This is a genomic window from Glutamicibacter sp. MNS18, assembly GCF_026107515.2.
In the GTDB taxonomy this organism is placed as follows: domain Bacteria; phylum Actinomycetota; class Actinomycetes; order Actinomycetales; family Micrococcaceae; genus Glutamicibacter.
On record NZ_JAPCHW010000001.1, the window covers coordinates 274,340 to 300,405 of the forward strand.

General features: G+C 60.4%; 32 protein-coding genes. 30 read left to right on the forward strand and 2 right to left on the reverse strand.

All coding sequences use genetic code 11. The annotated features are described in order from the left end of the window. Window positions 1-17: 17 nt before the first annotated feature. The 14 genes from fusA (at window position 18) to rpsQ (ending at window position 13,086) form a co-directional block, all read left to right on the forward strand. Window positions 18-2,132: an elongation factor G gene (fusA, locus tag OK351_RS01310; protein ID WP_265155528.1), complete on the forward strand. Its 2,115-nt coding sequence runs from the start codon at window positions 18-20 to the stop codon at window positions 2,130-2,132. Between the two features lie 243 nt (window positions 2,133-2,375). Beyond that, entirely contained in the window at window positions 2,376-3,566 is a 1,191-nt protein-coding gene (tuf, locus tag OK351_RS01315) for an elongation factor Tu (RefSeq protein ID WP_265155529.1), read from the forward strand. Window positions 3,567-3,755: 189 nt separating this feature from the next. Continuing rightward, the gene (locus tag OK351_RS01320) at window positions 3,756-7,412 is read left to right on the forward strand and encodes a hypothetical protein (RefSeq protein WP_265155530.1); all 3,657 of its coding nucleotides are present in this window, start codon (window positions 3,756-3,758) and stop codon (window positions 7,410-7,412) included. 434 nt (window positions 7,413-7,846) lie between these two features. Continuing rightward, a complete protein-coding gene (gene rpsJ / locus OK351_RS01325) occupies window positions 7,847-8,155 on the forward strand; it encodes a 30S ribosomal protein S10 (protein WP_013349689.1) in 309 nt (102 codons plus the stop codon). A 19-nt stretch (window positions 8,156-8,174) separates the two neighbouring features. Then, complete coding sequence (gene rplC / locus OK351_RS01330) at window positions 8,175-8,825, forward strand: 50S ribosomal protein L3 (RefSeq protein WP_265155531.1); 651 nt, start codon at window positions 8,175-8,177, stop codon at window positions 8,823-8,825. A gap of 4 nt (window positions 8,826-8,829) precedes the next feature. Next, window positions 8,830-9,432, forward strand: coding sequence for a 50S ribosomal protein L4 (gene rplD, locus OK351_RS01335; protein ID WP_265155532.1), 603 nt, complete (start codon window positions 8,830-8,832; stop codon window positions 9,430-9,432). After that, window positions 9,429-9,731: a 50S ribosomal protein L23 gene (gene rplW, locus OK351_RS01340; protein WP_265155533.1), complete on the forward strand. Its 303-nt coding sequence runs from the start codon at window positions 9,429-9,431 to the stop codon at window positions 9,729-9,731. Before rplD ends, rplW begins: the two co-directional genes overlap by 4 nt. A gap of 31 nt (window positions 9,732-9,762) precedes the next feature. After that, window positions 9,763-10,602 (forward strand): 50S ribosomal protein L2, encoded by an 840-nt coding sequence (rplB, locus tag OK351_RS01345; protein ID WP_265155534.1) that lies wholly within the window; start codon window positions 9,763-9,765, stop codon window positions 10,600-10,602. 12 nt (window positions 10,603-10,614) lie between these two features. Next, window positions 10,615-10,896: a 30S ribosomal protein S19 gene (rpsS, locus tag OK351_RS01350; RefSeq protein WP_265155535.1), complete on the forward strand. Its 282-nt coding sequence runs from the start codon at window positions 10,615-10,617 to the stop codon at window positions 10,894-10,896. A 59-nt stretch (window positions 10,897-10,955) separates the two neighbouring features. Continuing rightward, entirely contained in the window at window positions 10,956-11,321 is a 366-nt protein-coding gene (rplV, locus tag OK351_RS01355; RefSeq protein WP_265155536.1) for a 50S ribosomal protein L22, read from the forward strand. Beyond that, window positions 11,322-12,110, forward strand: coding sequence for a 30S ribosomal protein S3 (gene rpsC / locus OK351_RS01360; protein WP_265155537.1), 789 nt, complete (start codon window positions 11,322-11,324; stop codon window positions 12,108-12,110). Next, window positions 12,111-12,527, forward strand: a complete 417-nt coding sequence (gene rplP, locus OK351_RS01365; RefSeq protein WP_265155538.1) for a 50S ribosomal protein L16 — start codon at window positions 12,111-12,113, stop codon at window positions 12,525-12,527. Window positions 12,528-12,529: 2 nt separating this feature from the next. Next, the gene (rpmC, locus tag OK351_RS01370) at window positions 12,530-12,799 is read left to right on the forward strand and encodes a 50S ribosomal protein L29 (protein ID WP_054820636.1); all 270 of its coding nucleotides are present in this window, start codon (window positions 12,530-12,532) and stop codon (window positions 12,797-12,799) included. Further along, window positions 12,799-13,086 carry a 30S ribosomal protein S17 gene (gene rpsQ, locus OK351_RS01375; RefSeq protein ID WP_265155539.1) on the forward strand — a complete coding sequence of 96 codons (288 nt, stop codon included), beginning with the start codon at window positions 12,799-12,801 and terminating at the stop codon, window positions 13,084-13,086. Before rpmC ends, rpsQ begins: the two co-directional genes overlap by 1 nt. A gap of 301 nt (window positions 13,087-13,387) precedes the next feature. Here the strand turns inward: rpsQ and OK351_RS01380 are convergent, their stop codons facing one another. After that, a complete protein-coding gene (locus tag OK351_RS01380) occupies window positions 13,388-14,764 on the reverse strand; it encodes a PD-(D/E)XK nuclease family protein (protein ID WP_265155540.1) in 1,377 nt (458 codons plus the stop codon). Window positions 14,765-15,261: 497 nt separating this feature from the next. Beyond that, entirely contained in the window at window positions 15,262-16,053 is a 792-nt protein-coding gene (locus OK351_RS01385; RefSeq protein WP_265155541.1) for an AraC family transcriptional regulator, read from the reverse strand. Between the two features lie 69 nt (window positions 16,054-16,122). Between OK351_RS01385 and OK351_RS01390 the strand changes: the two genes are divergently transcribed. The 16 genes from OK351_RS01390 to infA all read left to right on the forward strand — a co-directional run bounded on the left by OK351_RS01390 (window position 16,123) and on the right by infA (window position 25,949). Continuing rightward, window positions 16,123-16,626: a VOC family protein gene (locus OK351_RS01390; RefSeq protein ID WP_265155542.1), complete on the forward strand. Its 504-nt coding sequence runs from the start codon at window positions 16,123-16,125 to the stop codon at window positions 16,624-16,626. A gap of 453 nt (window positions 16,627-17,079) precedes the next feature. After that, complete coding sequence (locus tag OK351_RS01395) at window positions 17,080-17,247, forward strand: hypothetical protein (RefSeq protein ID WP_265155543.1); 168 nt, start codon at window positions 17,080-17,082, stop codon at window positions 17,245-17,247. 434 nt (window positions 17,248-17,681) lie between these two features. Continuing rightward, window positions 17,682-17,981 (forward strand): hypothetical protein, encoded by a 300-nt coding sequence (locus OK351_RS01400; RefSeq protein ID WP_265155544.1) that lies wholly within the window; start codon window positions 17,682-17,684, stop codon window positions 17,979-17,981. Between the two features lie 387 nt (window positions 17,982-18,368). Beyond that, the gene (gene rplN / locus OK351_RS01405; RefSeq protein WP_265155545.1) at window positions 18,369-18,737 is read left to right on the forward strand and encodes a 50S ribosomal protein L14; all 369 of its coding nucleotides are present in this window, start codon (window positions 18,369-18,371) and stop codon (window positions 18,735-18,737) included. Between the two features lie 2 nt (window positions 18,738-18,739). Further along, the gene (gene rplX / locus OK351_RS01410) at window positions 18,740-19,084 is read left to right on the forward strand and encodes a 50S ribosomal protein L24 (RefSeq protein WP_265155546.1); all 345 of its coding nucleotides are present in this window, start codon (window positions 18,740-18,742) and stop codon (window positions 19,082-19,084) included. After that, window positions 19,084-19,653, forward strand: a complete 570-nt coding sequence (gene rplE / locus OK351_RS01415; RefSeq protein ID WP_265155547.1) for a 50S ribosomal protein L5 — start codon at window positions 19,084-19,086, stop codon at window positions 19,651-19,653. The genes rplX and rplE overlap by 1 nt, the downstream gene beginning before the upstream one ends. Window positions 19,654-19,714: 61 nt before the next feature. Continuing rightward, complete coding sequence (gene rpsH, locus OK351_RS01420) at window positions 19,715-20,113, forward strand: 30S ribosomal protein S8 (protein WP_265155548.1); 399 nt, start codon at window positions 19,715-19,717, stop codon at window positions 20,111-20,113. Window positions 20,114-20,134: 21 nt separating this feature from the next. Next, window positions 20,135-20,671 (forward strand): 50S ribosomal protein L6, encoded by a 537-nt coding sequence (rplF, locus tag OK351_RS01425; protein ID WP_265155549.1) that lies wholly within the window; start codon window positions 20,135-20,137, stop codon window positions 20,669-20,671. A 2-nt stretch (window positions 20,672-20,673) separates the two neighbouring features. Continuing rightward, window positions 20,674-21,045: a 50S ribosomal protein L18 gene (gene rplR / locus OK351_RS01430; protein ID WP_265155550.1), complete on the forward strand. Its 372-nt coding sequence runs from the start codon at window positions 20,674-20,676 to the stop codon at window positions 21,043-21,045. Beyond that, on the forward strand, window positions 21,042-21,752 hold the full coding sequence (gene rpsE, locus OK351_RS01435; protein WP_265155551.1) for a 30S ribosomal protein S5: 711 nt from the start codon (window positions 21,042-21,044) through the stop codon (window positions 21,750-21,752). Before rplR ends, rpsE begins: the two co-directional genes overlap by 4 nt. Before the next feature lie 3 nt (window positions 21,753-21,755). After that, window positions 21,756-21,962, forward strand: coding sequence for a 50S ribosomal protein L30 (gene rpmD / locus OK351_RS01440; RefSeq protein ID WP_265155552.1), 207 nt, complete (start codon window positions 21,756-21,758; stop codon window positions 21,960-21,962). A gap of 2 nt (window positions 21,963-21,964) precedes the next feature. Next, complete coding sequence (gene rplO / locus OK351_RS01445; protein WP_265155553.1) at window positions 21,965-22,420, forward strand: 50S ribosomal protein L15; 456 nt, start codon at window positions 21,965-21,967, stop codon at window positions 22,418-22,420. Between the two features lie 254 nt (window positions 22,421-22,674). Further along, a complete protein-coding gene (gene secY, locus OK351_RS01450) occupies window positions 22,675-23,979 on the forward strand; it encodes a preprotein translocase subunit SecY (RefSeq protein WP_265155555.1) in 1,305 nt (434 codons plus the stop codon). Further along, window positions 23,976-24,548: an adenylate kinase gene (locus OK351_RS01455; protein ID WP_265155556.1), complete on the forward strand. Its 573-nt coding sequence runs from the start codon at window positions 23,976-23,978 to the stop codon at window positions 24,546-24,548. The genes secY and OK351_RS01455 overlap by 4 nt, the downstream gene beginning before the upstream one ends. 130 nt (window positions 24,549-24,678) lie before the next feature. Then, entirely contained in the window at window positions 24,679-25,509 is an 831-nt protein-coding gene (gene map, locus OK351_RS01460; RefSeq protein ID WP_265155557.1) for a type I methionyl aminopeptidase, read from the forward strand. Between the two features lie 218 nt (window positions 25,510-25,727). After that, window positions 25,728-25,949 carry a translation initiation factor IF-1 gene (gene infA / locus OK351_RS01465; protein ID WP_054821343.1) on the forward strand — a complete coding sequence of 74 codons (222 nt, stop codon included), beginning with the start codon at window positions 25,728-25,730 and terminating at the stop codon, window positions 25,947-25,949. The last annotated feature ends 117 nt before the right edge of the window (window positions 25,950-26,066 follow it).

Below are 26,066 nucleotides of genomic sequence, written 5' to 3' on the forward strand. Positions count from 1 at the left end.
CCTTTTAGGGAGACAACGTGGCACAGGACGTGCTTACTGACCTGAACAAGGTCCGCAATATCGGCATCATGGCTCACATTGATGCCGGTAAGACCACTACTACGGAGCGCATCCTGTTCTACACGGGTGTGAACCACAAGCTCGGTGAGACCCACGATGGTGCGTCGACCACCGACTGGATGGAACAGGAAAAGGAACGCGGTATCACCATTACCTCCGCGGCCGTGACCTGCTTCTGGAACAAGAACCAGATCAACATCATCGATACCCCGGGCCACGTTGACTTCACCGTTGAGGTGGAGCGCTCGCTGCGCGTGCTTGACGGCGCCGTTGCGGTGTTCGACGGCAAGGAAGGCGTGGAGCCGCAGTCCGAGACTGTGTGGCGCCAGGCCGACAAGTACAACGTTCCGCGTATCTGCTTCGTCAACAAGATGGACAAGATGGGCGCAGACTTCTACTTCACCGTAGACACCATCATCAACCGTCTGGGTGCCAAGCCGCTGGTTATGCAGCTGCCGATCGGCTCCGAGTCCGACTTCGTTGGTGTTGTGGATCTGCTGACCATGAAGGCACTCGTCTGGGAAGGCGACGCCAAGGGCGACGTCACCATGGGTGCCAACTACGAGGTCCAGGAGATCCCTGCGGATCTGCAGGAAAAGGCCGAGGAATACCGCGCCAAGCTCGTCGAGGACGTGGCCGAGGCTTCCGAGGAACTGATGGAGAAGTACCTCGAAGGCGAAGAGCTGAGCGTTGAGGAAATCAAGGCCGGTATCCGTGCCCTGACCGTCAACGGCGAAGCCTACCCGGTCTTCTGTGGTTCGGCCTTCAAGAACCGCGGCGTCCAGCCGATGCTGGATGCTGTCATCGACTACCTTCCAACCCCGTTGGATGTTGGCGCGATGACCGGTCACGATCCGAAGAACGAAGAGATCGAGCTGACCCGCGAACCAAGCGAGGACGCGCCGTTCTCCGCTCTGGCATTCAAGATCGCTGCCCACCCGTTCTTCGGCCAGTTGAACTTCATCCGCGTGTACTCCGGCAAGGTTTCCTCCGGTGCACAGCTGCTGAACTCGACCAAGCAGAAGCGTGAGCGCGTTGGCAAGCTGTTCCAGATGCACTCCAACAAGGAGAACCCGGTTGATGAGATCCACGCGGGTCACATCTACGCCGTGATTGGCCTGAAGGACACCACCACCGGTGACACCCTGTGCGATCCGGCCAACCCGATCGTCCTTGAATCGATGAGCTTCCCGGATCCGGTGATCTTCGTGGCCATCGAACCGAAGACCAAGGGTGACCAGGAAAAGCTGTCGACCGCTATCCAGAAGCTGTCGGCGGAGGATCCAACCTTCACCGTCTCGCAGAACGAGGAAACCGGCCAGACCGAAATCGGCGGCATGGGCGAACTCCACCTGGATATCCTGGTGGACCGCATGAAGCGCGAATTCCGCGTGGAAGCCAACGTCGGCAAGCCTCAGGTTGCCTACCGCGAAACCATCAAGAAGGCTGCGGAGAAGGTCGACTTCACCCACAAGAAGCAGACCGGTGGTTCGGGCCAGTTCGCAAAGGTCCAGGTTTCCTTCGAACCTCTCGAGGTTGTCGACGGGGTCGTCTACGAGTTCAAGAACGCCGTCACCGGTGGTCGTGTGCCTCGTGAATACATCCCTTCGGTGGATGCCGGTATCCAGGACGCCATGCAGTTCGGTATCCTGGCCGGTTACCCGATGGTCGGCGTGAAGGCCACCCTCCTCGATGGTGCCTACCACGACGTCGACTCCTCGGAAATGGCGTTCAAGATCGCCGGCTCGCAGGTCTTCAAGGAAGGTGCACGTCGCGCCAACCCGATCCTGCTTGAACCAGTGATGGCCGTTGAGGTTCGTACCCCGGAAGAGTACATGGGCGACGTTATCGGCGACCTGAACTCCCGCCGTGGCTCGATCCAGGAAATGTCCGACGCTGCGGGTGTCAAGGTCATCCGCGCTGCTGTCCCGCTGTCTGAGATGTTCGGTTACATTGGTGACCTGCGTTCGAAGACCCAGGGTCGTGCGGTGTACTCGATGACCTTCTCCACCTATGCTGAAGTCCCGAAGGTTGTTGCCGACGAGATCATTCAGAAGGCCCGCGGCGAGTAATCGCCTGAGGCTGCAACACTTGGCCGTGACCCCGCCCGTGTGGGGGAGTGGCCGATCGCGAGGCCGGCTTCAAATGCCATTGAATCCGGCCTCGCAAACGGCCAACGAGGGATCCACCACATGTGGGACCCGCAGAGGACCGAAATTTTCATTTTTATCCATGCCCCCAGTAGACTGATTCCAGTTCGTTTGCGAAACGCGCAGACGAAGAATGTCTTCTGTAAATGTTTCTAGGAGGAACCTGTGGCAAAGGCAAAGTTCGAGCGGACTAAGCCGCACGTCAACATCGGCACCATTGGTCACGTTGACCACGGTAAGACCACGTTGACTGCCGCCATCTCCAAGGTGCTGGCTGACAAGTACCCGGACGTGAACGAGCAGCGCGACTTCGCATCGGTAGACTCGGCACCGGAAGAGCGCCAGCGCGGTATCACCATCAACATCTCGCATGTTGAGTACCAGACCGAAAAGCGTCACTACGCACACGTTGACGCCCCAGGCCACGCTGACTACGTGAAGAACATGATCACCGGTGCCGCCCAGATGGACGGCGCAATCCTGGTGGTTGCCGCAACCGACGGTCCTATGGCCCAGACCCGCGAGCACGTTCTGCTGGCTCGCCAGGTTGGTGTCCCGACCCTGCTGGTCGCACTGAACAAGTCCGACATGGTCGAGGACGAGGAACTGCTCGAGCTCGTGGAGATGGAAGTTCGCGAACTTCTGTCGGCCCAGGGCTTCGACGGTGACGACGCTCCGGTTGTCCGCGTTTCCGGCCTGAAGGCCCTGGAAGGCGACCCGGTGTGGACCAAGGCCGTTGAGGAACTGATGGACGCTGTTGACAGCTTCATCCCGGATCCAGTGCGTGACCGTGACAAGCCGTTCCTGATGCCGATCGAAGATGTCTTCACCATCACCGGTCGCGGTACCGTGGTGACCGGTCGTGCCGAGCGTGGCACCCTGGCCATCAACTCGGAAGTCGAGATCGTTGGCATCCGCCCGATCCAGAAGACCACCGTTACCGGTATCGAGATGTTCCACAAGCAGCTCGACGAAGCATGGGCAGGCGAGAACTGTGGTCTGCTGCTTCGCGGTCTGAAGCGCGAAGACGTAGAGCGTGGTCAGGTTGTTGTTGCGCCGGGTTCGATCACCCCGCACACCAACTTCGAGGCCAACGTCTACATCCTGTCCAAGGATGAAGGCGGCCGCCACAACCCGTTCTACTCGAACTACCGTCCGCAGTTCTACTTCCGCACCACCGACGTCACCGGCGTTATCACTCTGCCAGAAGGCACCGAGATGGTCATGCCAGGCGACAACACCGAAATGTCGGTTGAGCTGATCCAGCCAATCGCCATGGAAGAAGGCCTCGGCTTCGCTATCCGTGAAGGCGGCCGCACCGTTGGTTCGGGCCGCGTCACCAAGATCAACAAGTAAGTCCGACTTACTGATCCGGGCCTAAGGGCCTAAGCGCAAAAAATTCCCCGTGGGTTCATCAGAACCCCCGGGGAATTTTTTATGCCCGCGCCACGTCGCAAACCCCCACGATAAATCTAGAAGCTGGTTTAATTAGTCGTGATGTGGCGGCGGGCCTGCTGGCACGCACGCCGGGGACAAGGGGGAAACGTGGGCTATATCGTCTTGGGTCTGCTCACCGCGATCGTGGGCTACCTCATCGGGGTACGCCGCGGACGCAAGGACGCAACCAATGCAACGCTCCTGGGCCAGGCCTGGCAGCGGGGATACGACAGCTCCACCGAGTACTGGACATCACGGATGGCGGGTTCGCAGGCAGCGCCACCAGGCCAGGCACCCGGTGTGGAGCCGGCGCCAGCCAGCCAGCCGCCACCGGATGCCCCGCCCTCCACCGCCGACCTGCAGGACAGGGACCAACCGGTCGATGTGCCGTCCGCTGTGTCAACCGTACCGCCGGGCACTCCAGCACCGGCGGGGTTGCCCTTCATGAGGGGTCCGCAGTCCTCCGAACAGCAGGGAACCGGGACCGTGGACACCGGCTGGCGTGAACCGGTGGGACACCTGAAGCCGGATCTGACACCCCGTGAGCGTGAACTGCGCAATATCAACATCACCCTGTACGTGGCGGCACTGCTGCTCGTGGCCGCCGGGGCATTGTTCCTCAGCTTCGCCCTGGCACCGGTGGCCAAACTGGTCGGCCTGTGCCTGGTGGCCGCCAGCTTCTATGCCGCCGGGCTGGTCGTCCACCGGGTCAAGCACACCCTGCAACCGGCCGCCGCGGCCTTCACCGGAACCGGGCTGGCGCTGCTTCCGCTGTGCGCGATCGCCACCTACAATACCCTGGGGATTTCAGGGGCCGGGACCTGGTGGATTTTCTCATTGCTGGCCACGCTGGCCTTCGGCTACGCCACCATCGCGTTGCGCTCACGTGTACTGGCCTGGCTGGCGATACTGATCCTGATTTCCACGGCCATGTCCTCGGCGGCCGCCCTGCAACAAGGAGTGCTCACCTACCTGGTGGCCCTGCTGGGGCTTTCGGTCCTGTTGCAACTGCTGATCGTACGCAGTGGCAGGGTGCGCCAATCCTTGTTCCACACCGCGATGGCCGCCAGCATCACCGTGCTGCCGCCGCTGGTCTTCCTTGCCGCCATGGTGATGATCTTCGAACTGGGCGCGCGGGATGCCTTCTGGATCTTCCTGCTGCTCAGCGCCCACTACCTGCTGGCCACGCGGTTGCACACCCGGCGGCGGGCCCTGCATTTCGCCGCGGCGCGCTTGTTCTTCGTGCTGGCTCTGGTGGCCGCGATGGCGTACCTCGATCTGGCAGTGGAACCAGCCGTTGTGGTGATCATCCTGGTACTGGTCGGACAGGCTGCAGTGCTCACCCGATCCGGTGAACGCTACCGGCGGTTGTTCTCGGTGGGTATGGTCTGGAGCCAAAGCGAACGCGGCATCCTCTGGGCCCTTGGCGTGCTCCTCACCGCGGGCCTGTACCTGCGCGATGGGGCAGGTATGCCAGGAACCTGGTGGGTGACCCTGCTACTGATTCCGGCGCTGATGGGGGTGCTGATCTGGGTTTCGAGTACCGGAGGCCGGCTCGAACCGCTGGTGCTACTGGTTTTGGCGGGGACGGCCAACCTGGAAACCGTGGAGACCTGGTGGCGTCCGCTGCCCGCGCTGCTCCTGGCCGTGGCGGGTCTGGGCCTGGTTTGCCGCAGACCCCCGGAAACCCTGGCACGCGCCGCAGCCGCCATGCGCTGGGTGCTGCTGCTGGTCATCGGCATGAAGCTGGGGCAGAGCGTGCATGTCCTGGCCGGGGGAGCCGACCAGCGGTTGCTGCTTCCCGGGCTGGTCGGTCTCTGGGCGGTGGCCTGCCTGATGCTGGTACGCACTGCCGCAGTGCTGCGCCGGGAACTGAAGCCCGGGCCGGCCCGCCACCATCTGCTGGGACGGGTGGGTGCGGGCTTTGTGCTGCTGCTGTTGCTGGCCGCGGTCACCCGGGCTGATGCCATGTTCCTCCACCCCGGCGACTCGTTCCTGACCCTGGGCTCCGCTCTCTGGGGTGTGCTGATCCTGATCGGTGGGGTCCTGGCGGTGGCCTATACCGGGTGGCACCACGAGTACGGTGCCGGGAAGGGGGTCGATCACTACCTGCGGCTGGCGGTACTGGCCACGCTGCTGGTGTTCTTCCTGCTGGCCTTGCGCACCGACTACTGGTGGCTGGCAGCGGTGGTGGCCGCGCTGAATCTGGCGTTCCTGGCTGTAGCGCTTCCACGGGTGGATGATGGCCGGTGGAAGATCGCCTATGCCGCGGTGGCGCAGGTGCATTTCACCGGTGCCATCTGGTGGACGGTTCACCAGTTCGCCCTGGATGTCCACGGGCAACTCGCGGTGCTGCTGCTCAGCCTTCTGCTTCCACAGGGCACCCGCTTGCTGCCCGCCCTGCGCGGTGCCCGGGGTCCGGGCAGGGAACTGGAAGCCATCACCCTGGGCTTGCTGGGTCTGGTACCGCTGCTACTGGCCGGTTACGCGCTGGAGCTTCGCTGGGCGGATCGCGGCACTGTGCTGCTGGGGCTGGCCTCATGGATCGGCTACGGCCTGCTGGCACACCGTGCCCTGGCAGCCAAGACCTACCGGCAATGGCTGTTGCTTCCGGCAGTGCTCGGCGGTGTCGCGCTGGCGATGGTTCCGGCAGCTTCGATGAACCCGGGCACCGGCTGGATCCGCTCCCCGTTGTGGGGCGAGAGCACGGTGCTGTGGCTGCTGGTTCTCCAGCTGGTTGCCGCCGCCGGCGGTGAATACCTGCGCCGGAACCGGACCAGTCACCGGCAGCTGCAACTGGTGGCGCTGTCGGTGCCCTGGGCGGTGCTCATCGGTTACCAGTCCAGCCAGGGTTGGTTGGCCTTCGTCCTGTTGCTGGCTGCGGTATGCTGCGCGCTGCTGGTCCACACCCGCTCACTGGCCTGGTCGGCGGTGCCCGCAGCAGGATTGCTGCTGGCGGCCGCGTACACCGGCTGGCGGACCCTTTCGGCCCACGGGCCACTGGGTCCGGACCGTTCCCTGGATCTGAGTTGGTCCATGCTGGCTGGAGCACTGGCACTGTTGGTTGTCTCGCTGCTGCACGGCAGGTTCACCGAACCGCTGCCGGGGTATCCGTTGGCGTTGACCACGAGCCCGCACGCGGTAGGGCAGGCCGCGCGGATCTACTACGCCGCAATGCTGTTCGCCGGCGCACTGGCCGGGGCCACCGCACACCTGTTGCACTCCGGCTACCTTCCCGTTCTCGGGGGAGCGGGGGTGCTGCTGCTGGCACTGCTGGTTGTACGGCTGCACGAGCTGCCGCGGGCCTGGGCGCCTCATGGCACCGACGTGTTACTGGTTATCACTTCCCTGCTGGTCTTGCGCAGCTACACGGTGCTGGAGAGGGAACCGGCCGCCAGCTCCGCGATCCTCTACCTGGCGGCCGTGGCCGCGGGCATCGCGGTGCGGCACCTGAAAACGGGTAGCGGGCTGACGACCGGCTGGATGGTCGCCGCTGCGGTGCTCGCCAGTGCCGCCGAGCTGGCAACGATCGCCGATGCCGGGGCCGTCGTGCAGATGCTGGTGTTGGTCTTCTTTGCCGGATTGCTGGCCTTCGGGCTGGTCCGCGGGCAGAAGCTGTTCATCTGGTGGGCGGCAATCGCCATCACCGCGGCCGTGCTGTGGTTTCTGCGCAACTATGCCTTCCTGCTGCTGGCCTTCCTTGCGGCCGGGCTGATCGTGCTGGCCGTAGTGAAACTGCTGAAGGTGGAAAAGACCCCGAAGTGAGCGCAACCGGTGATCTTCGGCCACACCGGCCGGTGCTGAGTCGAAGATCACCACCGTTTGCACACCCAAAAGATTTGCGCGTGCAGGGGTTTACCTGTCACACTAGATAAGTTGCTTCATTGCAGCCGCATGCTCGAAAGAGCAGAAACAGATTCCGGACGACAGGGATCGGCACTCACCCAGGATAATGCCTGGGGCTCGGGAACGATACGACAGCTTCGGATGAATTGGATTCCCGCACTTCGTGTGAACGTCGAGGGGACGGTCGTGACAAAAATTTGCACGACACGCCCGACCGCGGGGGTCGGAGCCGCCTGTGGGTGAGGAACCCGGATCTGATCCGGATTCAGTCGCAGTGTTAGGCGTGCCGGTCCACCAGGACCCGTATAGGCACAGTAATCGTAGATAGTGCTATCAGAAAGAGGCGTGACGCCATGGCGGGACAGAAGATCCGCATCCGGCTGAAGTCGTATGACCACGAGGTCATTGACGTTTCAGCACGGAAAATCGTTGAGACGGTAACGCGCGCAGGCGCAACCGTGGTCGGCCCAGTGCCGCTGCCAACGGAAAAGAACGTGTACTGCGTTATCCGTTCGCCACACAAGTACAAGGACAGCCGTGAGCACTTCGAAATGCGCACGCACAAGCGTCTGATCGACATTGTCGATCCGACCCCGAAGGCCGTTGACTCGCTGATGCGTCTTGACCTGCCAGCGGATGTCAACATCGAAATCAAGCTCTAGGGGAGGTGCTGAGAGAACTATGACCGCAACCCGTATTGTCAAGGGCCTGCTGGGCACGAAGCTCGGCATGACCCAGGTTTGGGACGAGAACAACAACCTGATCCCAGTGACCGTGGTCCAGGCTGACAGCAACGTTGTCACCCAGCTGCGCAACGCTGACCGTGATGGCTACACCGCAGTCCAGATCGGCTACGGCCAGATCGATCCTCGCAAGGTGACCAAGCCGCTGGCTGGCCACTTCGAGACTGCTGGTGTGACCCCCCGTCGCCACCTGGTAGAACTGCGCACCGAGGATGCAGCCGAATACGCTGCAGGCCAGGAACTGTCTGTCGAGATCTTCGAAGCCGGCCAGAAGGTCGACGTCGTTGGCACCTCCAAGGGCAAGGGCTTCGCCGGTACCATGAAGCGTCACAACTTCGGCGGTGCCCCGGCGTCCCACGGTGCTCACAAGAACCACCGCAAGCCAGGTTCCATCGGCGGCGCATCGACCCCAGGTCGCGTTTTCCGTGGACAGAAGATGGCCGGTCGCATGGGCGCAGAGCGTGTTACCACGCAGAACCTGACCGTTCACGCCATTGACGCTGAGAAGAACCTCCTGCTGATCAAGGGTGCCGTTCCAGGCGCCCGCGGCCGCGTCGTACTTGTACGCACCGCCGTGAAGGGAGCATAACCCCATGTCCAAGGTACTTAAGGTAGACCTGCCTGCAGAGATCTTCGACGTCCAGACCAACGTTCCGCTGCTGCACCAGGTTGTTGTTGCACAGCTGGCCGCTGCTCGTCAGGGCACTCACAAGGTCAAGTCCCGCGCCGAAGTTTCCGGTGCCGGCCGTAAGCCGTTCAAGCAGAAGGGGACCGGCCGCGCCCGTCAGGGCTCGATCCGCGAACCACAGATGACCGGCGGTGGCATTGTCCACGGACCGACCCCGCGTGACTACTCGCAGCGTACCCCGAAGAAGATGAAGGCTGCTGCACTGCGCGGCGCCCTGTCTGATCGCGCACGCTTCGATCGCGTCCACGTGATCGAGAACGTGGTTGCCGGTGAAACCCCGTCGACCAAGGAAGCACTGGCTACCCTGCGTTCGCTCACCGAGCGCAAGAACATCCTGCTGGTGATCGATCGCGCCAACGACGTTGCCGCACTGTCGGTTCGTAACCTCGTTGAGGTTCACGCCCTGTACGTTGACCAGCTGAACACCTACGATGTTCTGGTCTCGGACGACGTGGTCTTCACCAAGGCTGCATTTGACGCCCTGGTCCAGAAGGAGGAAGCCAAGTGAGCGCATTCTCAAAGGCTCCGCACGATGTGGTCATCGCACCAGTCGTTTCGGAAAAGAGCTACGGTCTGATCGACGAAGGTAAGTACACCTTCCTGGTTGACCCACGTTCGAACAAGACGGAAATCAAGAACGCCGTTGAAGCTATCTTCAAGGTGAAGGTTGATTCCGTGAACACCATCAATCGGCCTGGTAAGCGTAAGCGCACCAAGTTCGGGTGGGGATCGCGCAAGAGCACCAAGCGCGCCATCATCACCCTGAAGGACGGCTCGATTGACATCTTCGGCGGTCCGCTTTCCTAAGCGGAGACCACTTTAACGAGGAATAAGAATAATGGGAATTCGTAAGTACAAGCCGACTACCCCGGGCCTTCGCGGCTCGTCGGTAGCCGACTTCGCAGAAATCACCCGATCGACTCCGGAAAAGTCGTTGGTACGTCCACTGTCCAAGACTGGTGGCCGTAACAACTCCGGTAAGATCACCACCCGACACAAGGGTGGCGGACACAAGCGCGCCTACCGTCTGATCGACTTCCGTCGTCATGACAAGGACGGCGTTCCGGCGAAGGTCGCTCACATCGAGTACGACCCGAACCGTACCGCCCGGATCGCCCTGCTGCACTATGTGGATGGCACCAAGCGCTACATCATCGCACCGAACAACCTCAACCAGGGTGACACCGTTGAGGCCGGTCCGAACGCCGACATCAAGCCAGGTAACAACCTGCCGCTGCGTAACATCCCGGTTGGTTCCGTGATCCACGCAGTGGAGCTCCGCCCAGGTGGCGGCGCCAAGATGGCCCGCTCGGCCGGTGCATCGATCCAGTTGGTGGCCCGTGAAGGCCGCTACGCCCAGCTGCGTTTGCCTTCGGGCGAAATCCGCAACGTCGATGTGCGCTGCCGCGCCACCATCGGCGAAGTGGGCAACGCTGAGCAGATCAACATCAACTGGGGCAAGGCCGGCCGTATGCGCTGGAAGGGCGTTCGCCCGACCGTGCGTGGTGTGGCCATGAACCCGATCGACCACCCACACGGTGGTGGTGAAGGTAAGACCTCCGGTGGTCGTCACCCGGTCAACCCCAACGGTAAGCGTGAAGGACGTACCCGCCGTCCGAACAAGGAAAGCGACAAGCTTATTGTGCGTCGCCGTCGTACCGGCAAGAACAAGCGATAGGAGCCTGGAAACATGCCACGCAGCCTGAAGAAAGGCCCCTTCGTCGATCAGCACCTCTTCCTTAAGGTCGAAGCTGAAAACGAGAAGGGCACCAAGAACGTCATCAAGACGTGGTCCCGCCGTTCGATGATTATCCCGGACATGCTGGGACATACCATCGCCGTACACGACGGACGCAAGCACATTCCAGTGTTTGTCACCGAATCAATGGTTGGTCACAAGCTCGGCGAGTTTGCTCCAACCCGTACGTTCCGTGGCCACGTGAAGGACGACAAGAAGGGCAAGCGTCGCTAGGCCCGGAAGGGAACCTAGTGTCGCTTAGCACTTCTTCGAAAGACGAGAGAAGGAAAGCAATGGAAGCCAAGGCAATTGCGCGTCATCTCCGCGTAACGCCGATGAAGGCCCGGCGCGTCGTCAACCTTGTTCGTGGTCTGCAGACCAACGAGGCACTGGCAATTCTGAAGTTCGCCCCCCAGGCAGCTTCGGAGCCCGTGTACAAGGTTGTCGCATCGGCAGTGGCTAACGCCCGTGTCGCCGCGGACCGCGCAGGTGAAGCATTCAATGAGGACGAGCTGATCATCAGCGAAGCGTTTGTTGACGAGGGACCGACCATGAAGCGGTTCCAGCCGCGAGCTCAGGGTCGCGCGTTCCAGATCAAGAAGCGCACCAGCCACGTCACCGTGGTTGTTTCAACCCCGGAGAAGGGTGGGGAAAAGTAAATGGGACAGAAGGTAAACCCGAACGGATTCCGTCTCGGCATCACCACTGACCACGTTTCGCACTGGTTCGCCGATAGCAGCAAGCCAGGTCAGCGTTACAAGGATTTTGTCAAGGAAGACATCAAGATCCGCGAACTGCTGTCCACCGGCATGGACCGCGCAGGCATCGCCCGCGTCGAGATCGAACGTACCCGTGACCGTGTGCGTGTGGATATCCACACCGCCCGCCCGGGCATCGTCATCGGTCGCCGAGGCGCCGAAGCCGATCGCATCCGCGGTGAGCTGGAGAAGCTGACCAAGAAGCAGGTTCAGCTGAACATCCTCGAGGTCAAGAACCCTGACATCGAAGCCCAGCTGGTTGCCCAGGGCATTGCCGAGCAGCTTGCTTCGCGTGTGGCTTTCCGCCGCGCGATGAAGAAGGCCATGCAGTCGGCTATGCGTGCAGGTGCCAAGGGCATCCGCGTGCAGTGCTCGGGTCGCTTGGGCGGCGCCGAAATGTCGCGCAAGGAGTTCTACCGCGAAGGCCGTGTGCCGCTGCACACCCTGCGCGCGAACATCGACTTCGGCAAGTTCGAAGCCAAGACCACCTTCGGCCGTATCGGCGTGAAGGTCTGGATCTACAAGGGTGACGTAACCGCCAAGGAACTCGCTGCACAGCAGGCCGCTGCCGCTCCGGCACGTGGTGGCCGCGGTGGCAACGACCGTCCACGTGGTGGCGACCGTCGTCGTCGCAACGACCGCCCCAAGGGTGCCGCACAGGCTACCGGTGCGGAAGGAGGAGAGGCTTAAATGCTTATCCCACGTCGTGTGAAGTACCGCAAGCAGCACCACCCGGGTCGCTCGGGCGCTGCCAAGGGCGGAACCACCGTTTCGTTCGGTGAATACGGCATTCAGGCTCTGACCCCGGCCTACGTGACCAACCGTCAGATTGAAGCCGCTCGTATCGCCATGACCCGCCACATCAAGCGTGGCGGTAAGGTCTGGATCAACATTTACCCAGACCGTCCGCTGACCAAGAAGCCTGCCGAAACCCGCATGGGTTCCGGTAAGGGTTCGCCGGAATGGTGGATCTCGAACGTCAAGCCGGGGCGGGTTCTTTTCGAACTGTCCGGTGTTAGTGAAGAGGTAGCTCGCGAGGCCCTGCGCCTGGCGATCCACAAGCTGCCATTGAAGGCACGCATCGTGCGTCGTGAGGGTGGTGAATAGGAATGGCTATCGGTTCAAAGGACCTAACCATTGAGGCTTTGGATGGCTACGACAATGCTCGTCTGAACGAGGAATTGAAGAAGGCCAAGGCTGAGCTGTTCAACCTCCGTTTCCAGTCGGCCACCGGCCAGTTGGAAACTCACGGCAACCTGAAGGCCGTCAAGCGCGATATCGCCCGCATTTACACTGTGCTGCGCGAACGCGAGCTGGGCATTCGTCAGGAAGTCGTTGTCCCGGTTGAAGAGACCAAGAAGGGCAAGGAAGCCAAGTAATGAGCGAGAAGGAGAACGGTGTGGATAACGCTACCGAGCGTAACGACCGCAAGACCCTCCGTGGTTACGTGGTTTCCGACAAGATGCAGAAGACTATCGTCGTTGACGTGGAGGACCGTGTGAAGCACGCCCTCTACGGCAAGGTGATGCGTCGCAACAAGAACGTGAAGGCTCACGACGAGAACAACGAAGCCGGCATTGGCGACTTGGTTGTTATCTCTGAGACCCGTCCGCTGTCTGCAGACAAGCGCTGGCGTCTGGTGGAAATCGTCGAGAAGGCCAAGTAGTCCTTCGCGGTGATTCCACGGATAACGTGAATTGCTGAAAACGCCCCGAACACTTCGAAAGAAGAGTTCGGGGCGTTTTGCATTGACTGGGTAGCCGGTTGGTGTGAGGTGCGAGCCTGAATTCGGTCCATCGTTCATGTTCCGTGGACCAGACAAATGTACAGGGAATCAGCTTCCGGACAGCGTCTGTGCAGGGAGGGACACCGGACCTGCCGGCTAATGCTGCAATGTCCGGGATAGGAATTCCCAGCCACTGATCGAATCCACCGCGGTGGGTTCGCCCGCCTGCCAGACAATACGGTTAGCGGACAAGACCAGTGAAGTGCCGACCACAACCGCACAATTGACCATCGTTGGCTGATTGCCCACGCAAGTAGTTGACGAAGGCTGCAGCGAGAACTACACCGGAACTATCATGGGTGGTCGCGAAGCCTTCTTTGACTTTAGCTCGATTAAGGATGCAGCCGTTGGCCTTGAACTCACGATCACCCGCGGCGTAATGGTGCAGAACCGAAGGGACAACCCCACTCTTATTTCCGGCAAAGTAGATTCCATCTTGGTTATGCAGGGTGAGGTGCACTGCTTGGCCCGCTTGGGTGAGCTTCACTGAGTGGAAGAACTCTGGAAGTCCTGCTGCCAGGGACTCAGTGCCTGGTTCCACTTCCGTTCCAGCGATGGACGCTGCGAATTGCCTGATGATCTCTACGGTCTTAGAATTTTTGGTATGGTCTTGCAAGCCAGGCCGCAGATCCCAACATAACTGCAGAATGCTATCAAGCGCAGAACTCGTGCCGCCTAGCCGTTCGAACGCAGCGGTTAGCGCAGTATGCACCTGCGAAGGTTCGATCACAGCTGAAGGACTGAGCTGAATCTTCTTGAGTTTTGCGTAGGACTCTACGGCCGACGCATCTCGCTCCAGACTCCGAATCGCGTGCAGCAAGAGATCGCCAAAAAGCGGTTTTCCGTCCTGGTGGTACAGGGCATGAACGTAGTCATCGATTTTCGACGCCGTGCGTCGTTGTTGATCCGTGAGGAATTGTTCAATAATTGCCCGAGCTTCGCGACCACACGAAGTACCAGCGTCTTTAACAGCGTTCTCGATTATTCTCGCGAGTTCAGCGAAAGTGACGTTGACCCATGATTCGTCAGGGAAAACCGATCCGTAATCGTCATCGGGTACCTCTTGCTGTTCGGTAAGAAACACAAAATATCTGGCGTTGTAGTGTCTGTACTCTTGCTGAACCCAGGTGCGATACCGGCCCAGCTGTTCAGTGTGCTGGGAGCTCTTCATCTTGCACTCGAAAGCAACATAGACCTTGTTGGTTAGATCGTTCAAGGTAATGTCGATCCGACCCTTGAGGGCATACTTTGAACCCTGGACATCAGATCGCGGTACAGCGGTTTCTGTATGAGTCTGTGTGCGGATCGAACCGACGTGGGGGCCCTGCGGGTCGAGTTCGTTCAAGAGCCCGTTCACCACCCGAGGTCCAAGGCCGTGATTGCCTGTCGGATCGAGCAACCAACGGAATACTCGGTTATAACGGTTTTCGTAGCTTGCTTCACCGTAATGAATGATGCTCCAAAAATTGGGCTTTGGTAGCGCAGCGGATCTGAAATCGTCGTTGTTCATCAGCTGCATTAGTGCGCTAGAAAGATTATCAATCCTGTCGCTGCTCATACGTCGTGTTGACCCTTCGAGATCTTTGAACCGCGGGAGAGGAAACCAACGAGGGGCTACCCCTCTTGACTGGAAATCTGATTGGCGTGGAAGCGGTTGAAGTGTTCCAGCTCAAAGCCTATTGCGTAGCCTACCGGGATCTCGACTCGGGTAATGGACAGTTTCACCGGGTGCATTTCAAAGTTGAGTCGGCGGGCGCGGCGTAGGGGCCGCCGAGTCATGGGCAGTCGTCGTAAGCGTCCACAATCGGTACCGCTGATGGCTCGGTTCTCTTCACCAACGTTCAACGGGTGCGGACCTACATTCGGTGGGGCTGGTGGCTCGTACTGCTGCTAGGCATGCTGAGTGCCTAGTTGGCGTAGTGCCCGTGGGAATGCGACGGAGGGATACCCCGGTTGCAGGTCTTTGCCCGCTGGATGTTCCTGATTCCCTTGGTGGCAGACTTCATCTCATGAGGGTGCTGGCGATGGATGATCGGTAGCCGGTTGATGGGAAAACTACGTGCCCTGTGCGGCCTGGCGGTACCGGCCTGGGCTATGCCCTAATACCCGGCGGAAATCTGCCGAAAGGTGGGCTTGATCCGTGTACTGCAGTTCGGCGGCCAGTTGTGCCAGGCTGAGCATGGGGTCCTCACGCAACCGTTGGGCGACCTCCTGCAAGCGATAGCGGCGGATGAGAGACAGGGGAGTGAGCCCGGTGTAGCGCAGCGCGAACCGCTGCAGGCTGCGTACGGAAAGATTCATCTGGTTGGCCAGGTCTTCGACCCGGACGAGTTGGCGAGTGTTGCCGATGAGTTCCAACAGGGCGTTCGCCTGCAGGTCCTGCGCTCGTGGTGTGGGCAGCAGTTCCTCCAGACACTCGGAGAAGAGCTGTACACCGAGATGTGCCAAGGACTGCGGTGCGCGGGTGGCCAACTGCACGATGCGTTGGTGTAGCCCCGGGGCATGGAAGGGAACCTCGCGGTCCCGTAGCTGGTGGGGCGCACTGCAGAGCGCAGGTATCGCCGCCGGACGCAGGAGCGCGGCCAGGGCCCAGCCGCTACCGTGCAGGTCCCGGTGCGAGGCACCGGTGGCCGGGCCGGACAGCGAGATGCCTTCCTGCTGGATCACCAGGTTCATTTGTGGAAACGGCAACAGCTCCTGGCGAGAGACCCGACCAGGGGCCAGATGCCAGTGAACGATCCAGAACCAGGAAACCCGATCAGCTAGCGCCGCTTCCGGCGCCACGCGGTAAAATTTCGGTAATTGCGCGGGGTAGAGCACCCCACGGGTATCTCCGGTGTTGGACACTTCGCACCGCCTTCGAACTTGTCGCGAATCTACAAGCACCAGCGTGCCACAGGCGCCTAGCGTGGGTATATGGAAAATTTCAATGAACCGGTCCTGGGCGTGACCGGAGAACATACACGTAACGGAATCCCGCATGGATCCACCACCCTGACACCGTTCCTGGCCGTCCCCAATGCGGCAGAGGCACTGGAATTCTACCGTGAGGTCTTCGGGGCGCGGATCGTGGACACCACCGTGATGGGCGGGATCATGGTGCATGCGGAGTTGGACTTCGGACAGGGCAGGTTGCAGATTGGTGAGCCCAATCCCGAGTATGGGTTGGTAGCACCTCCCATCCCACCAGCAGCCTGCTACTCCCTCGGGCTGTACTGCCAAGATGTGGACCGGATCGTTGCCCGTGCCGAAGCAGGTGGGGCGACGATCCGCGAACCGGCGACGAATTTCGTCTCGGGGGACCGTTTCGCCTCGATCATTGACCCCTTCGGGGTACGGTGGTCCATCATGAGCAGGGTCGAGGACCTCGCCGAGTCCGAAAGCACGGAACGCGTGGCCCGGTGGGCGGCCGAACAATAAAGCAAAGGACACCATATTGTCCGCAAGAATTCCATGCCTTCCAGCTTTCAGGGCGTTGCCCTGCCCGGCTCACGCTACCTGCCTCCATGAGCCGGATGGCTCCAAGCCCGGAACTGAACTTGACAGATGCCACCACGAATGTGGGCAGATGCTGCCGTAGAATTCCCGCAGGCGTACGCGCGACCGTATAACGACTGGCGGTAGCCGAAATGCTAGTGGGCGATTCATCCAATTTACGGAAGTCACCCGAAACCCTTCATACCCGGTCTACGCTGTAGTGCACCGGCACCGTTCGGCGGCATTCGAAGGGCGAAGTTGAAGGGTCGAAGCGAGATGGAACCGCGCACGAAACCGGGAAATGATTCATTGGTGTTCCCTTGGATTGGAATCGGCCTCGTGACCTGGGGTCCTGTCGTCGAACCGATCGGAACCGATCTCTAGTTTGAGCAAATCATGAACAATGAACTGCAGGTTCTGGCGACATTGGAAGCGGTGAGGCTGTTCTGCTTCCTGATCGCCGGTGCCTTCGGGATCACGGTGGCGCACAAGGTGATCTCCATGTTGGTATATCTGGTATATACGAAGGACGAGCCCCAGTACGACGTCAACTCACTTCGCTGACTACGTAGGGAACCCGGTTTCATGCGTGCCGGCAACTGCGGTCGGGCGGACCGAATACGAATACACCGGTGCCTCCCGGATGCGATTCTTGCCGGGGCGACGGCGAGGAAGCCGGAGAAGCGGGTGCTGCAGTCGTTGTCGTGGCGTGCACGCAGTCCAACGGGGAAGAACACGAGGAACCGGTGCGCGGAGGTCAAGGAGACCGGCTGGCGGAACATCAAACTTGCTTCCACTCAGTGCGAACTTCCGGAAGCGGTTGTTGCCGAGTCTGGTTGGTCGCGTAGGCCACTGGCCCTCGCGCGGAAGGTGAGTCGATGACGGGGATTGATCTGCCGCCTGTGCGCGGTAGAGTACGGAATTTCTCGCCGGCGGTCCCTTCAAGGGGATCCGTTCCATGTGCTCCGTTCAGGCTGTCCGCGGATAGAATCCGAGATATGGAAAAGAATCTAAAACCTGTCGTTCCGGACACTGATTTCGTCACCAAATCAGGGGACTGGCTGGAACGTCTGGGCGCTATCCAGATAGTCGCCGGGGTTGTGCTGGGACTGTTGGTGCTCTTGAGCGGTGGCAATGGCGTGCTTCTCGGCCTGCTTCCCACGGGAATCCTGTTCATGATTGCCGGTCACACCAAGAAGATCTCGACAGCCAGCGCCGCGATGTTCATCTTGGAAGTCGAGAAACTGGCCGATTCGCGCGACAAGATTCGTGGCCCATCAAGCTCACAACTTGGGTAAGGTGGCCACTTCCCCTGCGACGGGGGATGAGCAGATAGACTTCGCAGCCTTGCCGTAACGACTTGGCGCAGCGCTTCCCTGGGATGGTGTGACCAAGAACGCTCAACTTCCCTCTACCACACCATTTCGAATCGATGTCAATCTGGGCTAGGATTGATACTTGTGCGCATTGTGTCCGAGGACTATCCACCTTCGCCATGATGCAGCGTGACTGAAATCGTTCAAGAACGCAGCACAACCTTGGTATTTTACGCCTCGGCCCTGCCGCCACTCGGGATCAGCATTCGGTGCGCCCACGCCGGTGGGGGTAAGCGATCGTATCAAGGAGACCATATCCGTTCCGCAAGGCTCATTTATGAGAACCAGCGAGACGACAGGAGTTAATAAGTGATTCAGCAGGAGTCGCGACTCAAGGTTGCCGATAACACCGGTGCTAAGGAAATCCTTACCATTCGTGTTCTCGGTGGCTCGAAGCGTCGCTACGCAAGCATCGGCGACACCATTGTCGCAACCGTCAAGGACGCAATCCCTGGCGGCAACGTGAAGAAGGGTGACGTCGTCAAGGCAGTCATCGTTCGCACCAAGAAGGAAATTCGTCGTGTCGACGGTTCCTACATCAAGTTCGACGAGAACGCTGCGGTGATCTTGAAGAACGAGGGTGAACCTCGCGGTACCCGTATTTTCGGCCCAGTGGGGCGTGAACTTCGCGATAAGAAGTTCATGAAGATCGTTTCCCTGGCTCCGGAGGTGCTGTAAGCATGGGTGCAAAGATCAAGAAGGGTGACCTGGTTCAGGTCATCACCGGCAGCGACCGTGGCAAGCAGGGCAAGATCCTGAAGGTCTTCCCAGAAGCCCAGCGCGTTCTGGTTGAAGGCGTCAACCGCGTCACCAAGCACACCAAGGCAGGCCAGACCGAATCCGGTTCGACCACCGGCGGTATCGAGGTTGTTGAAGCCCCAATGCACGTCTCGAACGTTGCAGTGGTGGATCCGGAAACCAAGAAGCCTACCCGCGTTGGTTTCCGTGAGGAAACCGTTGAGAAGAACGGCGTGTCCAAGACTGTGCGCGTCCGTTACGCCAAGGCTTCCGGAAAGGATCTGTAATGACTGAAGCAGCCACCAAGATCCAGCCACGTCTGAAGGCAAAGTACACCGCAGACATCCGCCCTGCCCTGCAGGAACAGTTCAACTACAAGAACCCGATGCAGGTACCTACCCTGACCAAGGTTGTTGTGAACATGGGTGTCGGCGAGGCCGCCAAGGACTCGAAGATCATCGAAGGCGCCGTGCGCGATTTGACCGCCATTACCGGTCAGAAGCCAGTGATTACCAAGGCCCGCAAGTCGATCGCCCAGTTCAAGCTGCGCGAAGGCATGCCGATCGGTACCCACGCCACCCTGCGTAACGACCGTATGTGGGAATTCGTTGACCGCCTGATCACCCTGGCCCTGCCTCGTATCCGCGACTTCCGCGGGTTGAGCGACCGCCAGTTCGACGGCAACGGCAACTACACCTTCGGTCTGACCGAACAGTCGATGTTCCACGAAGTCGATCAGGACAAGATCGATCGCGTTCGTGGTATGGACATCACCGTGGTGACCACCGCCAAGAATGATGACGAAGGCCGTGCCTTGCTTAAGGCCCTGGGCTTCCCATTCAAGACCGAAAACTAAACTCACTACGTTACAGGTCCGATAACAAAGGAAACCGTAACGAGGAAGGGCTGAAGCCCACATGTCTATGACAGATCCAGTCGCAGATATGCTGACTCGTCTGCGCAATGCCAACTCGGCATACCACGACAGCGTTTCGATGCCGTCGAGCAAGCTGAAGATCCGCATTGCCAACATCCTCAAGGAACAGGGCTACATTGCCTCGTTCGAGGAAGAAGCAGCCGAAGTCGGCAAGAAGCTGACCATCACTTTGAAGTACGGCCCACTGCGCGAGCGTTCGATCGCCGGTGTCCGTCGCATCTCCAAGCCAGGTCTGCGCGTTTACGCGAAGTCCACCAACCTGCCACATGTGCTGGGCGGCTTGGGTATTGCAATCCTGTCCACCTCCTCCGGTCTGCTTACCGACCGTCAGGCTGCTAAGAAGGGCGTGGGTGGGGAAGTCCTCGCCTACGTCTGGTAACGGAAAGGTAGGGAATACAGAATGTCACGTATTGGACGTCTACCGATTACCGTTCCTGCCGGCGTTGAGCTGAAGGTCGATGGCCAGGCTGTTGCCGCCAAGGGTCCGAAGGGTGAGCTGTCGCTGAACGTCGCGGCACCGATCTCCGTCGCCCTGGAGGAGAACACCCTGACCGTCTCCCGCCCGAACGACGAGCGCGAATCGCGTTCGCTGCACGGCCTGACCCGCAGCCTGATCGAGAACATGATCATCGGTGTCACCCAGGGTTACGAGAAGAAGCTCGAAATCCACGGCACCGGTTACCGTGTGCAGGCCAAGGGCGCGAACCTGGAGCTTGCTCTGGGCTTCTCCCACCCGGTCAGCGTTGAAGCACCGGCGGGCATCACTTTGACCGTCGAGGGCAACAACAAGATCACCGTTGCTGGTATTGACAAGCAGCAGGTCGGCGAGGTTGCCGCTAACATCCGCAAGCTGCGTAAGACCGAGCCTTACAAGGGCAAGGGCATTCGCTACGCTGGCGAGATCATCCGCCGCAAGGTCGGAAAGGCTGGTAAGTAATTATGGCTATCGGAATCAAGGGCAAGAGCAAGTCTGCAGCTCGTGGCCGTCGTCACCTGCGTGTGCGCAAGCGCATCGTCGGTACCTCGGTACGCCCACGTTTGGTTGTCAACCGCTCGGCTCGCCACATCTTTGTACAGATCGTGGACGACTCGCAGGGCATCACCCTGGCAAGCGCTTCGACCATGGAAGCCGATCTGCGTGCTTTCGAAGGCGACAAGTCCGCAAAGTCCAAGCGCGTTGGTGAGCTCGTAGCCGAGCGTGCCAAGGCTGCTGGCATTGAGGCAGTTGTCTTCGACCGCGGCGGTAACAAGTACCACGGTCGCGTTGCTGCCGTGGCGGACGGCGCTCGTGAAGGTGGGCTGGCACTGTGAGCGAATCAACTAACGAGAAGGAAACTCAGGTGTCTGAAGCTACCGAGGCAGTTGAGAGCGCTGCCGCTCCCGCTACCGAAAGCACCGGAGCCCGCCGTGGCGACGGTCGCGGTCGCGGCGAAGGCCGTGGCCGTGGAGAGGGTCGTGGCCGTGGCCGCGATTCGAAGGACAGCCGCAACGACGACAAGGACAAGTTCCTTGAGCGCGTCGTGACCATCAACCGCGTTTCGAAGGTTGTCAAGGGTGGCCGCCGCTTCAGCTTCACCGCACTGGTTGTGGTGGGCGACGGCAACGGCACCGTTGGTGTTGGTTACGGCAAGGCCAAGGAAGTTCCAGCAGCTATCGCCAAGGGCGTTGAGGAAGCGAAGAAGAACTTCTTCCGCGTTCCACGCGTTGGCGGAACCATCCCGCACCTGGTCAAGGGCGAGGCCGCCGCTGGCGTTGTCTTGCTGCGTCCGGCTGCTCCGGGTACCGGTGTTATCGCCGGCGGTCCGGTGCGTGCGGTATTGGAGTGCGCTGGCATCCACGATGTGCTGTCCAAGTCGATGGGTTCGCAGAACCAGATCAACATTGTGCACGGCACCGTTGCAGCACTGAAGGCTCTGGAAGAGCCCCAGGCTGTGGCTGCCCGCCGCGGACTGCCTCTGGACGAGGTTGCCCCGGCCGCAATGATCCACCACATCCAGACCCAGAAGGCAGGTGCATAGGCAATGGCCAAGAACATTGTCCCAAGCGACGCCAAGCTGGAAATCACCCAGACCAAGTCCGTCATTGGTGCTAAGCAGGGCCACCGCGACTCCTTGCGCTCACTCGGTTTGAAGCGGATCGGGCACACCGTTGTCCGCACCGCCGACCCGGTGACCGTAGGCATGCTCAACAAGGTCCCACACCTGGTGAAGGTTGAGGAGGCTAAGTAAACATGTCTGACAAGGAAAACGCACTCAAGGTACACCACCTGCGTCCTGCCGAAGGATCCAAGACCGCCAAGACCCGTGTGGGTCGTGGTGAGGCATCCAAGGGTAAGACCGCTGGTCGCGGTACCAAGGGAACCAAGGCACGCTACCAGGTCAAGGCCGGCTTCGCAGGCGGGCAGCTGCCGCTGCACATGCGTCTGCCGAAGCTGCGTGGCTTCAAGAACCCGTTCCGCGTCGAGTTCCAGGTCGTGAACCTGGACAAGATCAACGAACTGTTCCCAGAAGGTGGCGAAGTCACCGTCGAGGCTCTGGTCGAGAAGGGCGCCGTTCGCAAGAACCAGCCCGTCAAGGTGCTGGGCACCGGCGAGATCTCGGTCAAGGTCGACGTGAAGGCCAATGCCTTCTCCAGCTCGGCTGAAGAGAAGATCGCCGCAGCCGGCGGTTCGGTGACCACCCTCTAATCGGGGTTGATCCACAGCACATTGTCCCGCTGAATCTGTTCATCTCAGATTCAGCGGGACAATGGCTTTAACCAGCACAAATCACCAGGATCCGCTAATCAGCCTACTGATTTCGGGTAATGTAGGGGTTTGGGGTTAATCAGGGTACATTATCAGCGGCATATTTGGCGCGCCGGTACTTCGAACCGCTAGAATTCATAAAGTCAACGCAAGAGTCCAGAATCCGGGCTCAAGCTAATACGTCAGGAGGACGCTTGTTCAGCGCCATAGCCCGAGTTTTTCGGACGCCTGACCTGCGTAACAAGTTGCTGTTCACGCTCGGTATCATCGCGATCTACCGTGTGGGTGTGTTCGTCCCGGCTCCGGGAGTTAACTACAGCAACGTTCAGCAGTGTCTGGCAATGGGTGAAACCACCGACGGCATCTACCAGTTCGTCAACCTGTTCAGCGGCGGAGCCCTGCTTCAGGTCTCCATCTTCGCGATGGGTATCATGCCGTACATCACCGCGGCGATCATTGTCCAGCTGCTGCGTGTGGTCATCCCGCATTTCGAAGCACTGCACAAGGAGGGTCAGGCCGGACAGGCCAAGATGACCCAGTACACCCGTTACCTGACGATCGCCCTGGGTCTGCTCCAGGCAACCACCCTGGTGACCCTGGCCCGTACCGGCACGTTGTTCCCGGCGTGCCAGCTGCCCCTGGTCCCGGACGACAACCTGATGGTCATCCTGCTGATGATCGTCACGTTGACCGCCGGCACCGGCCTGATCATGTGGATGGGCGAGCTCATCACCGAAAAGGGCATCGGCAACGGCATGTCGATCCTGATCTTCATCTCCATCGCCTCGGGGTTCCCTTCGGCCATGGGTGCCATCGGCCGCTCGCAGGGCTGGGGAGTGTTCACCGGCGTGCTGCTGGTGGGCCTGCTGGTCATTGCACTGGTGGTCTTCGTCGAGCAGTCGCAGCGCCGTGTCCCGGTACAGTACGCCAAGCGCACCATCGGCCGTCGCACCGTGGGCGGCACCTCGACCTACATCCCGATCAAGGTCAACATGGCCGGGGTGATCCCGGTGATCTTCGCCAGCTCGATCCTGGCACTGCCGCAGATGATCGTGCAGTTCAACATGCGCGATGACGGAACACTGCCCGCCTGGGCCCTGTGGCTGCAGACCCACTCGGCGACCTCCTCGCCGTGGTACATGGCCGTCTACACCCTGATGATCATCGGCTTCACCTACTTCTACGTGGCGATCACCTTCAACCCGGTTGAGGTGGCCGACAACATGAAGAAGTACGGCGGATTCATCCCCGGTATCCGTGCGGGCAAGCCGACCTCGGACTACCTGAGCTACGTGATCTCCCGTGTCACCTTCCCGGGTTCGCTTTACCTGGCGATTGTTGCGTTGATTCCCCTGATCGCGTTCGTTTTGTTCAATGCCGACCAAAACTTCCCATTCGGCGGTACCTCGATCCTCATCATGGTCGGTGTGGGTCTGGAGACCGTGAAGCAAATTAACGCACAAATGCAGCAACGAAACTACGAAGGACTTCTGCGATGACTCGATTGTTGATTATCGGACCCCCCGGGGCCGGCAAAGGCACCCAGGCCGTAAAGATCTCCGAACGACTGGAGATCGTCGCGATCTCCACCGGCGACATCTTCCGTGCCAACGTCAAGGGCGGCACCCCGTTGGGTATCGAAGCCAAGAAGTACATCGATGCCGGCAACTTCGTTCCGGACTCGGTCACCAACAACATGGTGCGCGATCGCCTGGGGCAACAGGATGTCACCGAGGGCTTCCTGCTCGACGGCTACCCGCGCACCAGCGCCCAGGTGGACGCGCTGGATGAGATCCTCGCGGCCCAGGGTCAGAAGCTGGATGCCGTCCTGCAGCTGACCGCCGACGACGACGAGCTGGTCGAGCGCCTGCTCAAGCGCGCCGAGATCGAAGGCCGCGCCGATGACACCGAGGACGTCATCCGGCACCGGCTGGCCCTCTACCACGAGGAAACCCAGATCGTGGTGGACCGCTACGAGGAACGCGGCATCGTGCGCAAGGTCGACGGCATCGGCGGCATCGACGAGGTCACCGACCGCGTGATGAGCGCACTGAACGTCAACGCCTAGTACCCATGGCGTGCACGGCCAAGGATCGTACCGATCACCCCGGCAACGGGAACGGTGCGGTCCTTGGCCATTTTCTGGACAACGACTCCTGGGCCGCACACCGCCCGGGGAACAAGCAGAGGGGAAGTCCATGGCTTTGGGACAACCGAAAATCGAATACAAGTCCAACGCCCAGATCCTGAAGATGCGCGAGGCCGGCCTGGTTCTGGCCGAGGCGCTGGACGAGGCAGTGGCCGCAGCCCAACCCGGGGTTACCACCAAGGAAGTGGATGCCGTCTTCGCCGGGGTCCTCGAACGCCACGGGGCGACCAGCAACTTCCTGGGCTACCACGGTTTCCCGGCCAGCATCTGCGCCTCGGTCAACCACGAGGTGGTCCATGGCTTCCCCAGCGACTACGTGCTCAAGGACGGGGACGTGCTGAAGATCGACGGCGGGGCGATCGTGGACGGCTGGCACGCCGACTCGGCCCGCACCGTACTGCTGGGCACCGTGGACGAAGCCGACCGGCGGCTGAGCGATATCACCGAACAGGCCATGTGGGCCGGCATCGCCGCCTTCGCCGAAGCCCGGTTCATCGGGCAGATCGGCGAGGCCATTGAAAAGTACGTCGCTGCCCAACCCGGCCCGCGCCTGGGCATCCTGGAGGAGTACTGCGGCCATGGCATCGGCTCGGCCATGCACATGGCCCCGGATGTGCTGAACTACAACAGTGGCCACCGCGGCGCGCGCGTCAAGCCGGGCATGGCCCTGGCCATCGAGCCGATGCTGGTGCGCGGCAAGCTGGCCACCAGCGTGCTGGATGACGACTGGACCGTGGTGACCAACGACAGCCAGAATGCGTCGCAATGGGAACACACCGTGGCCGTGCACCTGGGCGGTATCTGGGTGTTGACCGCCCTTGACGGGGGAGTGGCCGGCCTGGCGCCGTTCGGGATCACCCCCTCACCCATCAAGGCCTAGCGAATGGAAGGATCCGGCACCCGGCGTGCCGGATCTAACATTTTATGTGCCCATCTTGATTTGTGGCAGGTACCGCTTATAGCGTATTCTTGACTGTTGGTTGTCTATTTAACTGAGCCTAAAAGCCCTCACGGGACGGCGGGCACGGTTACGGAACCGACCAGAACCAATTACTTGTTGGTGCCACACGGTATCGACTACCAAAGTTAGCGGGGAAAATGGCCAAGAAGGAAGGTGTCATCCAGGTAGAGGGCACGGTAACCGAAGCATTGCCAAACGCAATGTTCCGCGTTGAGTTGCCAAACAAGCACGTTGTGCTTGCTACTATCTCGGGAAAGATGCGCCAGCACTACATTCGAATCCTCCCAGAGGACCGGGTGCAGGTTGAAATGAGCCCATACGATCTCAACCGAGGTCGTATCGTCTACCGCTACAAGTAAATCAGTAGTTTTTAGACATTGAGCATGCGGACGTCTAGCGAGCACTCGCCTGGACGGCCGCTTGAACATTGTCTTGAGACGGGCTTGTTTACCGCTCCAAAATTAACTGCAACCGCA

Bases quoted from the DNA above. Each gene is read 5' to 3' on its own strand.
- rpsJ (WP_013349689.1), top strand. From the start codon at position 7,847: ATGGCGGGACAGAAGATCCGCATCCGGCTGAAGTCGTATGACCACGAG.
- rplC (WP_265155531.1), top strand. From the start codon at position 8,175: ATGACCGCAACCCGTATTGTCAAGGGCCTGCTGGGCACGAAGCTCGGC.
- rplD (WP_265155532.1), top strand. From the start codon at position 8,830: ATGTCCAAGGTACTTAAGGTAGACCTGCCTGCAGAGATCTTCGACGTC.
- rplB (WP_265155534.1), top strand. From the start codon at position 9,763: ATGGGAATTCGTAAGTACAAGCCGACTACCCCGGGCCTTCGCGGCTCG.
- rpsS (WP_265155535.1), top strand. From the start codon at position 10,615: ATGCCACGCAGCCTGAAGAAAGGCCCCTTCGTCGATCAGCACCTCTTC.
- rplV (WP_265155536.1), top strand. From the start codon at position 10,956: ATGGAAGCCAAGGCAATTGCGCGTCATCTCCGCGTAACGCCGATGAAG.
- rpsC (WP_265155537.1), top strand. From the start codon at position 11,322: ATGGGACAGAAGGTAAACCCGAACGGATTCCGTCTCGGCATCACCACT.
- rplP (WP_265155538.1), top strand. From the start codon at position 12,111: ATGCTTATCCCACGTCGTGTGAAGTACCGCAAGCAGCACCACCCGGGT.
- rpmC (WP_054820636.1), top strand. From the start codon at position 12,530: ATGGCTATCGGTTCAAAGGACCTAACCATTGAGGCTTTGGATGGCTAC.
- rpsQ (WP_265155539.1), top strand. From the start codon at position 12,799: ATGAGCGAGAAGGAGAACGGTGTGGATAACGCTACCGAGCGTAACGAC.
- OK351_RS01380 (WP_265155540.1), bottom strand. From the start codon at position 14,764: ATGAGCAGCGACAGGATTGATAATCTTTCTAGCGCACTAATGCAGCTG.
- OK351_RS01390 (WP_265155542.1), top strand. From the start codon at position 16,123: ATGGAAAATTTCAATGAACCGGTCCTGGGCGTGACCGGAGAACATACA.
- OK351_RS01395 (WP_265155543.1), top strand. From the start codon at position 17,080: ATGAACAATGAACTGCAGGTTCTGGCGACATTGGAAGCGGTGAGGCTG.
- OK351_RS01400 (WP_265155544.1), top strand. From the start codon at position 17,682: ATGGAAAAGAATCTAAAACCTGTCGTTCCGGACACTGATTTCGTCACC.
- rplX (WP_265155546.1), top strand. From the start codon at position 18,740: ATGGGTGCAAAGATCAAGAAGGGTGACCTGGTTCAGGTCATCACCGGC.
- rplE (WP_265155547.1), top strand. From the start codon at position 19,084: ATGACTGAAGCAGCCACCAAGATCCAGCCACGTCTGAAGGCAAAGTAC.
- rpsH (WP_265155548.1), top strand. From the start codon at position 19,715: ATGTCTATGACAGATCCAGTCGCAGATATGCTGACTCGTCTGCGCAAT.
- rplF (WP_265155549.1), top strand. From the start codon at position 20,135: ATGTCACGTATTGGACGTCTACCGATTACCGTTCCTGCCGGCGTTGAG.
- rplR (WP_265155550.1), top strand. From the start codon at position 20,674: ATGGCTATCGGAATCAAGGGCAAGAGCAAGTCTGCAGCTCGTGGCCGT.
- rpmD (WP_265155552.1), top strand. From the start codon at position 21,756: ATGGCCAAGAACATTGTCCCAAGCGACGCCAAGCTGGAAATCACCCAG.
- rplO (WP_265155553.1), top strand. From the start codon at position 21,965: ATGTCTGACAAGGAAAACGCACTCAAGGTACACCACCTGCGTCCTGCC.
- OK351_RS01455 (WP_265155556.1), top strand. From the start codon at position 23,976: ATGACTCGATTGTTGATTATCGGACCCCCCGGGGCCGGCAAAGGCACC.
- map (WP_265155557.1), top strand. From the start codon at position 24,679: ATGGCTTTGGGACAACCGAAAATCGAATACAAGTCCAACGCCCAGATC.
- infA (WP_054821343.1), top strand. From the start codon at position 25,728: ATGGCCAAGAAGGAAGGTGTCATCCAGGTAGAGGGCACGGTAACCGAA.